Origin of the sequence: Shimia ponticola, from assembly GCF_007995215.1 — a bacterium.
GTDB lineage: Bacteria > Pseudomonadota > Alphaproteobacteria > Rhodobacterales > Rhodobacteraceae > Shimia_B > Shimia_B ponticola.
Window position 1 is genome coordinate 82,450 of record NZ_VCDK01000007.1, and the last position, 9,032, is coordinate 91,481.

A 9,032-nucleotide genomic window follows, 5' to 3' on the forward strand; every position below is an offset into this window, starting at 1 on the left:
TCAGGTTGTCCAGATTGCAGCGACGATGGTCGGCGCAGCGGCGATGCCCGCGATGGCAACAAGGACCCACAGTGCCTGGCGGAAATCGAGGATGCCGAAGAGCCAGGAGAGGAAGACACCGATCAGGGCGAGGGTGCCAATCACGATACCAAGTGGGCCGGTGATGGCGTCGACAATCCCTTGGAGAAGGGTCTGGATGGGTGACAGGTCGATGCTCTGCGCCAGGGCAGGGGAGGCCATGGCAAACAGAAGCATGGCCAGAGCCAGGGTGGCGTTCGGGTTTGGTTTCACGAGGTCTCTCCTTCAAGCCGGTTGAACACGGCCAGCACGCGGCTGACGTGGTTTTGCGTTTCTCGGTAGGGTGGGATGCCCTCGTGGCGGGCCACGGCTTCTGGGCCTGCGTTGTAGGCGGCGAGGGCGAGGCGAACATCGCCGAACTCGGCCATCATCTGCGCCAGATACCGGGCTGAGCCGTCGAGGTTCTCGCGCCAGTCATGGGGATCGACGCCAAGCGCGTGTGCCGTGTCCGGCATCAGTTGACCGAGACCAATGGCTCCGACCCGGCTGCGGGCGGCCGGGTTGTAGGCGCTTTCGATCTCGATATTGGACCGAAAGACCAGCCGCCACTCCGTGACGGTGATTCCGGCGCGTCTCAGGCCGGGGTGGGCGGCATAGCGGAGCGCGGTGTCGTCAATTGCAGAGAGGATTTCCGGGGTCGGGGCAAGGGCTCTTCGGCTTACACCGCCAGTTCTGAACCCATCGGCGGGGGCAATCTCATCATCCCCAAGGATCGCCAGTTCCTCGCTTGCGGATCCTTGGCCAATCCCGTCGTTGTAGTTTCGCGCGAAGCTGCTTTGCGACGAGGAGGCGCGAAGCGAGCCGTCGCCCTGCATGACGAGAACCATCCCTTCGCCTTGCACAGCTGCAGGTGCCAGGGAGATTGCGAAGAGACTAACGATGCGACGGGTCAGACGCGGTGTCAGATGGAAGCGTGTGCGATGCGCGCCCGCCCTCGTAAAGCGGGATTGTAATATGCGTGAAGCCAAGACCTCCAAGAAAGGAGATGAGGCCGTTAGCGGTCTTGAAGGTTCTTGGAACGATCTCAGGACCGTGGGCCGTTTGGTGCCTCGCAGGGACAAGGAGTTTTTCGAAGTTTCGCGCCGGATCAACGACACGAATGATCCAGGCGCCATACCAGACCGACGACTTCTTCTCGGCTGTTTGGACGCAGACGACCTCTGCGCTGCACGCGCTCTCAATGAGGGTCTTGAACAGAGTCTCTGTAACCACATTCGGAGCACCTTCGCTTGACTGAGACCCCATGTCTGCGGACGTACCTCTTGGTTTGCAGGCCGGGCGCTGGTGACGGATGTGCTTACGATATGAGATTATAATATTGACAGCAATATAATATTGAAAATAGGCTGATCGACTACCGGAAGAGGGGCTAATTCATTGATTTTGAGCGTGAAAGAGAGTCAGTGGCTGTGGTCAATCTACGAGCGCTTCTTTTCATCTTTATAGTATCAGCGGTTTTCTGCGGATCTCAGGCGTATGCGATGACCTGCCTTGCGCCACCACGACCGTTCGTTCCGAGCGATCCAGCACAAGCCCGCGAATTCGCGGATATCATCCAGAAGGATTTCGAAACCTACATCGCTGAAATCCAGCGATACTTCCTGTGCCTCGATGAAGAACGCGCCCGCGCCTTTACCGAAGCCCAAGAGGTCAGCCAGGAATACGGCCGCTTTCTCGAGAGCGTATCCAAGGACCGTTGAGCGGCGTCAATCTGCGTCGCCAGGCTGCAGGGTATGCGTTGACCGTCCGCCCTCTTTGAGAGGGATGTTGGCGTGACTGCATCCAAGATCGGAGAGGAAAGAGATCAATCCGTTGGCGGTTTTGAATTCGCGGATTTGGACTTCGTCCTTGTCTGCGGAGGCTCTTGAGAGAACGAGCAAGCGTTCAGATGAGCCGTCATGGCTCACACCGCGAATGACCCACTTCCCATACCAGACTGCGGCTTTTCGAGTGGCGGACGATGTGCAGATGACTTCTGCATTGAATCCCTCTGCCATCAGGCTTCGCAAACGACCTTCGGTGACCACATTTGGTGCGGTCTTCCCCAGATCAAACGTCATTCCTTCCCCCTTGCCAGCCTCTACCCCTTCGTCTTGAAAAGGTCAGCCGCCCCAAGTCACGTCTCAGCCGAGCAGCGACGATGTTATGATATCGGCGCGATTCCGCTGATAGCATTAAGCACCATGTTGCCGGGAATCCAATACATATGGGCATTCGGGGTGTGTTGACGCGCGTCAATCGAGGTGTCGATCTTGTAGTCTTGCGCTGAGTTGATGACGGCGATCGTCACTCCAGGAGGGCAGTAAGAGAGAGCTTTCCTAAGTTGGTGCAATCGTCTGTCTATTGTCGGAGATCGCTGGCCAGAGTTTGAAATCTCATCGAACTCCCAACCAACGTTTCCTTGACTATTCTTCATCATATGACTATCCATATCACATCATATGGAGAAGTTCGATGTTGGAACCCGTTCAGTTCGCTCCCGAAGACGGCACCGTGCAACCCGTTGCAGAGGCTGACAAGATTGCGGCAATCGTCAAGGCTGTCGTCCGCGCTGCCGACGCATGGGGCTTGTCGAACACTGAGGCGGCGGCACTCTTTGATGTTCCGAGTGCAACGTGGAGCAGAATGAAGGCAGGCACCTACAAAGGTGTGCTCGATCAGGACAAAGTCACACGGGCGAGCCTTCTGATCGGTCTCTTCAAGGGACTCAGGCTCTTGTTCAACGGTCCGCTGACCTATGGCTGGCCAAAAACCGCGAACACGGGTCCGGGCTTCAACGGCCGAAGCCCGGTTCAGGTCATGTGCGATGGTGGCATTCCGGCGATGGTGAAAGTCAGACAACACGTCGATGCGCTCCGGGGCGGCGTGTGATCAGAGCCGAAGACCTCAATCAAGTCGACTTCACCGATCCGACGACAATCCGCCTGATCTCCACGGCCTATATCGACGAGCCGGCCATGGCGCCGCTGGCCGACGATGAGGACGATCTGGCGGTCCTTGAAGAGATCGAAGGGCTGACCTCAGCGCGCCGAACTGTGACGCTTCCTGTCCCGGGCGGGCTTGACCCTGCCGAGTTGTTAACCGCGGCGGCCGGGTATGGATGGACGTACATCAATGCCGCGTTTTGCTACACACGGGCTACAGGCAACCGGTTCAACGGCCCGGAACGCGGGGCCTGGTATGCAAGCTACGGCGAGGAAGCAGCCCTCACAGCGCAAGCCGAAGTGTCCTGGCATCTGACGCGCGAGTTGGAAGCAACGGGTGTCTTCGAGAACCTGACGGCGTATCGCGAATTGCTGGCTGGTTTCACGACGCGGATGCATGACCTGACGGACAGGGCAGGGGAGGAGGTCCTAAGTCCAGAACCTCGCGTCGCATACCCGATCGGCCAAACGCTTGCGCAGGACATGCTGGGGTCAGGCGGCAACGGGCTGCTCTATCCGTCAACACGCCGAGATGGCGGGCGCTGCCTCGTCGCGTTTCGCCCGCACTTGATTCAGAATGTCCGCCAAGGCGACACCTGGACCTTCGCCTGGAGAGGAGAGGCCACTCCTGAAATCACACGCGAGTAGGGGTCTCGTCTTTGGCAGGCCGGGCGGAAACCGGACTTTCGCTGCAGGTGCGCGGCAGTCCTGCCGTCGGCTGAAAGCCGACGTTTGTAAACTAACCCAGAAACGGAACTGCTGGGTCACAAGGCTCTTACTTGCGATTCAATTTCTAACGCCCCCGAGCGAACCGTGGTGTCCAACTTTCGATGAGTGCTTCTTCTTCCGCCAAGTCTTCATCGTCTGGATCTTCTGCGAGTTCGTCGCTGGACAACACGGTCAGTGTGAAACCATAGCTACCTAATCCAACAATCTCCTCGTCCAGGGGCAAGCGGCGAGTGCAAGAAAACCAGTTTGCAAGGGTCGTCTGCCCGCATTCGGTCCGACCCGAAGCAACGTTGCCGGGCTTCCGATTGAATTCGCGCGTTAGGCTGTCTGGTAGAGGCACGCCCTTGCGAAGCAAGGTGAGCTTGTCGAGTTTCTTGAAGCTATCGGACAGAAATGCGTAGGCCACTTTGTCACCTGAACTGACAATCACCGCCATCGGATAGTCGCAACACTCGGCGGCCCTGATCGCTGAAGCCGTCAGCGAGCACTCCGCGCTGTCTCCCAGCGTCACGATCGCATCGAGGCCAACGCGGCTTGACCCGATAATACTAGAAACAAGCCTAGACGGCATTAACAGGCCAGACGCGAAGTGATCGGCTTCAAGCTCAATGGAGTTTGACCCTTGCGAAAAACCCGCCTTCGAGATGTGGATCGGAGCTGACTTAAGGATTTCCTCCGGATGTCCTTCCAGAAAGTAGTGCCCAAGCTCGTGTGATACCGTAAATCTCCGAAAACCCTTGCTCACAATATCTGTCGCATAGAAAATGCCGACACGATCTTCGAAGAAAATAATTCCTCCGCTGACGCCTGGGCGATCAGGCGGCTTTGGCTCGACAATGATGTCCTCGGCCTCCGCGATCGCAAATGGGTCAACTGGGAAGCTGTCAAACCCCATCTCTTTGGCTTTCAGCTCGCCCTGACGTCGCGCCGTAGCGAGGCGGAACTTGCTCATCTCTCCGCTTTCTTTTGGTTCATCAAGTCAATCATCATCTGGATGTGCTCTCTGTCGCCGTCAGAAAGGTTCTCTTCCCCCCGGAACGCTGTCGTCGCCTGGCCCATCTCCGAGGTCCTCCCTAGAAGGTAGTCTGAAGTCACATTCAATGCCTTTGCGAGGGATCGGATATTGGCGAAAGATGGTTTTCGTCGCTCCTTCTCGAAGTGTCCGATGGCGGATGGTTGCAGGCCGGCCTTTGCGGCCAATTCGGTTTGATTTAGTTCTCTGTTTTCTCTGGCTCGGCGTAATCTTTCGCCGAATCCTCCCGTTTCGTCCGTTGAGTTTGACATGACGCCCTTAGTTGTGTTACTATGACGATATCGTAGGATGATTGCCGCTTGCCCGCGGCTTTTTCTTTCACGAAACGTCCTACGAAAACGTCAATAACTGTAAGACAGATCGTAGAATCCGTCAAGCCTGAGGGGGCAGAAAGAAATGAATGTAAGAACAAACTTTGAAGATTACGCGCGCCGCCTGGATATTGATCCCGTTGAGGCTGCGCTCATGGATGTGGCCCGTGCCATCCAGATCACCTTGACAATGCACCGCGAGGCGGAAGCTCATTACCGTGGTTTGGCAAGCTACGTGGATCGGCCCGGGAGTCCGTTTGAAGACCTTGTCGATGAGATTTATGCATCCGGCAGCTTCGCCATTCATGCACCGACACGATCTCGTCTGAAGCGAGATCAACATGATGTCGACGCTGTCATTGAACTGAGCGTGCTGCCGGGAAGCGACCCTGAATGGGTGCTCACCACGCTCTACAAGGCAATCAAGGGCGATCCGGGCAGCAAGTATCACGACTATCTGATTGAAAAGAACAGCCGTTGTGTGACGGTGACATATCCGGATGGCGTGACCGTGGATCTGATGCCGGTTGTTCGCTTGTCTGGCACTCCGGAGCGTGTCGCGTCCCTGTTCCACCACAAGCCGGAAACGGGCACTTGCTATCACAAGGAGGTGAACCCAAAGGGGTTTGCCGACCACTTCAATGGCCATATCGAGACCAGCGCAGTCTTCCAGGATCGTTTTGACGCGCGGCGTTTCCTCGTAGACGGCGAAACTTACGAAACCATGGCAAAGCGCATGGCGTCTGACGGCGGCATGATTAAGGCTGATACCCAACCGATGCCTGTCCATGTCCCACTCGACCAAAAGTCTCCGCGCGTTGTTGCTCTGCAATTGATCAAGCGTTTTCGTGACAAGCGGTTCCGCAAACATGATGACCACCGCGGCAAACGGAAACCTCCCTCAATCATCATGGCTGCGATCGCGCTGGAAGCCGGTCCTGTGCAGGACAGTCTCGTTGACGAGGTCATTGCACTGGCTACACGTATGCGCCGCCGCATCCAGGATGCCGAAAGCTGCCTGCAGTTGTTGGAGGTTCGCAATCCGGCACATACACCCGACATCTTCACCGACCGGTGGCCTGAACGACGGAGTGACCAGCAACTGTGGGCCCGTGATCTCCAGACACTCATTGACCGTCTGAAAACCCTTCAGCGCGTAGGCTTCGACCCAGCGGTAATTCAGTCAACATTCGACGATCTCTTCGGCGAGAAAGCCGGTGAAGCAGCGCTGAAGGCGTATCATCAGGCGCGGATGGTTCAGCTTGAGCACGGCACCGTCGGAATGAAACCGGGCGGAGAGTTCAAGCCTGCGGCCCCTGCTTTGGGGGCCGGTGTCGCGGCTGCGAGCGGCCTCATCACACCTGCCCGAGCCAACACCAACATGGGGGGCGTCGTGCCCGATGATAACTGTTGGTAACCAGATTACGGATATGCACGCCGTTCTTCCGACCTGGTCGTGCGATCAGCCGGACAAACGAACCGCCGTTTGGCATGGCACGCTCACGCCTCACAAGACGACCTATCGGTTGCGCGTGGAATACACCGAGCCTCTGTTGCCCGAGGGGCGGACAAATCTCTATCTTCAGCCTCTGGTAGAGGTGTTAAGTCCGACGCTGATACGGAGATTTGGAAATGCGGAAGGCTCGCTACCGCATGTCTATTTCGCACATCCACGAACGCAGCGGATCGGTCCCTTTCTTTGCCTCTTTGATGATGAAGCAAACGAATGGACACCAGATGATCGCATTAGCAATACCACCATCCCTTGGGCCTCTAACTGGCTCAGCTGCTACGAGAGTTGGTTGTTGACCGGCAAATGGTTCGGCACGGGCAAACACATCAGGTCAGAAACAGATAGCCGCAACCCAGTCGCGGCAGCATTGGAACGTTACCATGGATCAACCTCAGTCGCGGCGGTCACACGGCACGATTTTTCATCGGCGTGAACAGCTTGAATGGACGGCCGACACCTTCCGCATCCTCTCGATAGATGGTGGCGGAATAAAGGGTATATTGCCTGCCGCCGTGTTGGCTGAGTGCGAGCGGCGATTTTTGAAAGGCGGGTCCGCAGCGGCCTATTTCGATTTGCTGGCAGGGACATCGACTGGCGGCATAATCGCGCTTGGTCTGAGCGCTGGTATGCGTGCGGCTGAGGTTCTCGACATTTACCTTACCCACGGCGGGAAGATCTTTCCCAAAGGCTGGACTCCGACATTTGCTTTGGGTCGGGCGGTAAAATCCGTCTACGGATTTGCGCGCAACATGGCCGTCTACCGCTATGACCGAGAGCCCTTGGAGCGCGCGCTTAGGGACTGTTTCGGCAACAGAACTCTTGGGACTTTGGATCGGCGGCTGAACATTCCGACCTTTGATGGTTACAACGAGGTCACCGTCCTAAAGACCCCGCATCACCCTGATTTTCGCCTAGACTGGCAGGAGGAGATCGTGACAGCCGCACTCGCGACCTCCGCAGCGCCTACCTTCTTTTCGACCTACCGAAATGGTACGCGTCACTTTACCGATGGAGGTGTTTGGGCAAACAATCCAGCCATGGTCGCGTTGGTTGATGCGCTTTCGTGTTTTGATCTCGACCGACATGCCGTCGACATTCTATCTCTCGGATGTGGCGAACAGGATCTGCGCCTGTCAGACTCGCAGATTAAGTGGGGCGGGATGTTTCACTGGCGCACAATCATTGAGACAGCCATGCATCTCCAAAGCCAAAACGCACTTGGTCAGGCCGGTCTGCTTATAGGGAGGGACAGATTGCTACGGCTAACAACTGGACCTTCATTGGCTCCAATTGCGATGGACGACTTTGAAAGAGCACGTGATGAGCTTCCTGCACAAGCAAGACGGCTTGTTGAGGAGAACGCACAGCGGTTAGAATCTTTCTTCGATGAGGAAAGGCCTCGGGTAGGTTTTTTTCATGGGAAACAAAAAGATGGGTGTGAGTGACTGTGTTTCGGAAGTTTCATTCCCCAATGTCACTAGACAGCAACTTTTCACCGACTCTGGGCTTACGAATGTCAGTCGCCAAATCTCAGGACATTTTTTGCAGAGACTATTTGGAGTGGAAAACTAAATGAGCATTCTCTTTTCGCCTTTTAGTTCCAGTTTTTTGGAGAAGCTGCTGGAACAAATTGAGGTTACGCAAACTCAGTATGAGCAGGCTCAAAGAGCGTATAAATCACTTGGCGATTGGCTTGAGCGGCCTAAGTCGGAGCTTCGCAACCGAGCCCCAAATGTGTACGTGCAAGGATCATTCCGTCTCGGCACCGCTATTAAGCCGAGTTCGTCGGATGATGACTTGGACATCGATGTCGTCTGCGAGATCAAAGGAAGCAAGGCAGAGGACACACAACAGCTCGTCAAGAACTTCGTTGGCTATGAGGTGAAGTCCTACGCTGATGCTCACGGCGTCAGCATTGATGAACCGGGAAACCGCTGTTGGACCCTTCTCTATGCAGATGGTTCTAAGTTCCACATGGATGTTCTTCCCGCCATCCCAGACGCTGAGGGCAGGCGTGTCTTGCTCGAACAGCGCGAGCTGGATACGAGGTGGACTGATACTTCACTTGCTATCACAGACCAAAGAGACCCAAATTTCAAAAAGATCACGCCCACTTGGCCACATAGCAATCCCAAGGGTTTTGCTAGCTGGTTTGCCGAGCAAGGTGGGGATGTCTATCGAGAACGTCGCCAAGCGATTTTTGAAGAAGAACGCAGCGGTATCTTCGATAGCGTCGATGATGTCCCAATGTTTCGCGTTAAGACGCCGCTACAGGGTGTCGTACAGCTTCTGAAACGTCATCGAGACATGATGTTTGAGGACAGACGCGATGAAAAACCGATTTCGATCATTATCGCGACTTTAGCTGCGAGAAGCTACGGCTCGGAAAACGATCTTGCTTCTGCTCTTTTCGCCATCCTCTTCAGCATGGATAGACACATTGA

Annotated in this window: 12 protein-coding genes; 7 read left to right on the top strand and 5 right to left on the bottom strand. The window is 55.9% G+C overall.

Features of this window, described 5'->3' with window-relative positions:
• Both FE702_RS17155 and FE702_RS17160 read right to left on the bottom strand, forming a co-directional pair.
• Nucleotides 1–291: a TrbC/VirB2 family protein gene (locus tag FE702_RS17155; protein WP_147127563.1), complete on the bottom strand. Its 291-nt coding sequence runs from the start codon at nt 289–291 to the stop codon at nt 1–3.
• Nucleotides 288–905: a lytic transglycosylase domain-containing protein gene (locus FE702_RS17160; protein ID WP_147127564.1), complete on the bottom strand. Its 618-nt coding sequence runs from the start codon at nt 903–905 to the stop codon at nt 288–290. The genes FE702_RS17155 and FE702_RS17160 overlap by 4 nt, the downstream gene beginning before the upstream one ends.
• Before the next feature lie 654 nt (nt 906–1,559).
• Here FE702_RS17160 and FE702_RS17170 point away from each other — a divergent pair.
• Nucleotides 1,560–1,778 carry a hypothetical protein gene (locus FE702_RS17170; protein WP_147127566.1) on the top strand — a complete coding sequence of 73 codons (219 nt, stop codon included), beginning with the start codon at nt 1,560–1,562 and terminating at the stop codon, nt 1,776–1,778.
• Between the two features lie 6 nt (nt 1,779–1,784).
• Here the strand turns inward: FE702_RS17170 and FE702_RS17175 are convergent, their stop codons facing one another.
• Entirely contained in the window at nt 1,785–2,138 is a 354-nt protein-coding gene (locus tag FE702_RS17175) for a hypothetical protein (RefSeq protein ID WP_255449724.1), read from the bottom strand.
• 394 nt (nt 2,139–2,532) lie between these two features.
• Here FE702_RS17175 and FE702_RS17180 point away from each other — a divergent pair, with 394 nt between their 5' ends.
• Complete coding sequence (locus FE702_RS17180; RefSeq protein WP_147127567.1) at nt 2,533–2,949, top strand: antitoxin Xre-like helix-turn-helix domain-containing protein; 417 nt, start codon at nt 2,533–2,535, stop codon at nt 2,947–2,949.
• Entirely contained in the window at nt 2,946–3,650 is a 705-nt protein-coding gene (locus FE702_RS17185) for an RES family NAD+ phosphorylase (RefSeq protein WP_222611833.1), read from the top strand. The genes FE702_RS17180 and FE702_RS17185 overlap by 4 nt, the downstream gene beginning before the upstream one ends.
• A gap of 145 nt (nt 3,651–3,795) precedes the next feature.
• Here FE702_RS17185 and FE702_RS17190 read toward each other — a convergent pair whose 3' ends face one another.
• On the bottom strand, nt 3,796–4,683 hold the full coding sequence (locus FE702_RS17190) for an ImmA/IrrE family metallo-endopeptidase (protein WP_147127568.1): 888 nt from the start codon (nt 4,681–4,683) through the stop codon (nt 3,796–3,798).
• On the bottom strand, nt 4,680–5,015 hold the full coding sequence (locus FE702_RS17195) for a helix-turn-helix domain-containing protein (RefSeq protein ID WP_147127569.1): 336 nt from the start codon (nt 5,013–5,015) through the stop codon (nt 4,680–4,682). The genes FE702_RS17190 and FE702_RS17195 overlap by 4 nt, the downstream gene beginning before the upstream one ends.
• Nucleotides 5,016–5,160: 145 nt before the next feature.
• Between FE702_RS17195 and FE702_RS17200 the strand changes: the two genes are divergently transcribed.
• From FE702_RS17200 to FE702_RS17215, 4 genes are all read left to right on the top strand, one after another.
• A complete protein-coding gene (locus FE702_RS17200) occupies nt 5,161–6,492 on the top strand; it encodes a nucleotidyltransferase domain-containing protein (RefSeq protein ID WP_147127570.1) in 1,332 nt (443 codons plus the stop codon).
• Nucleotides 6,493–6,505: 13 nt separating this feature from the next.
• Nucleotides 6,506–7,021, top strand: coding sequence for a type II CBASS E2 protein (locus FE702_RS19025; RefSeq protein ID WP_488168919.1), 516 nt, complete (start codon nt 6,506–6,508; stop codon nt 7,019–7,021).
• Nucleotides 6,969–8,033, top strand: a complete 1,065-nt coding sequence (locus FE702_RS17210; RefSeq protein ID WP_147127572.1) for a CBASS cGAMP-activated phospholipase — start codon at nt 6,969–6,971, stop codon at nt 8,031–8,033. Before FE702_RS19025 ends, FE702_RS17210 begins: the two co-directional genes overlap by 53 nt.
• A gap of 127 nt (nt 8,034–8,160) precedes the next feature.
• Nucleotides 8,161–9,032 (top strand): nucleotidyltransferase domain-containing protein (locus FE702_RS17215; RefSeq protein ID WP_147127573.1); only part of this gene is annotated, 872 nt, incomplete at its 3' end.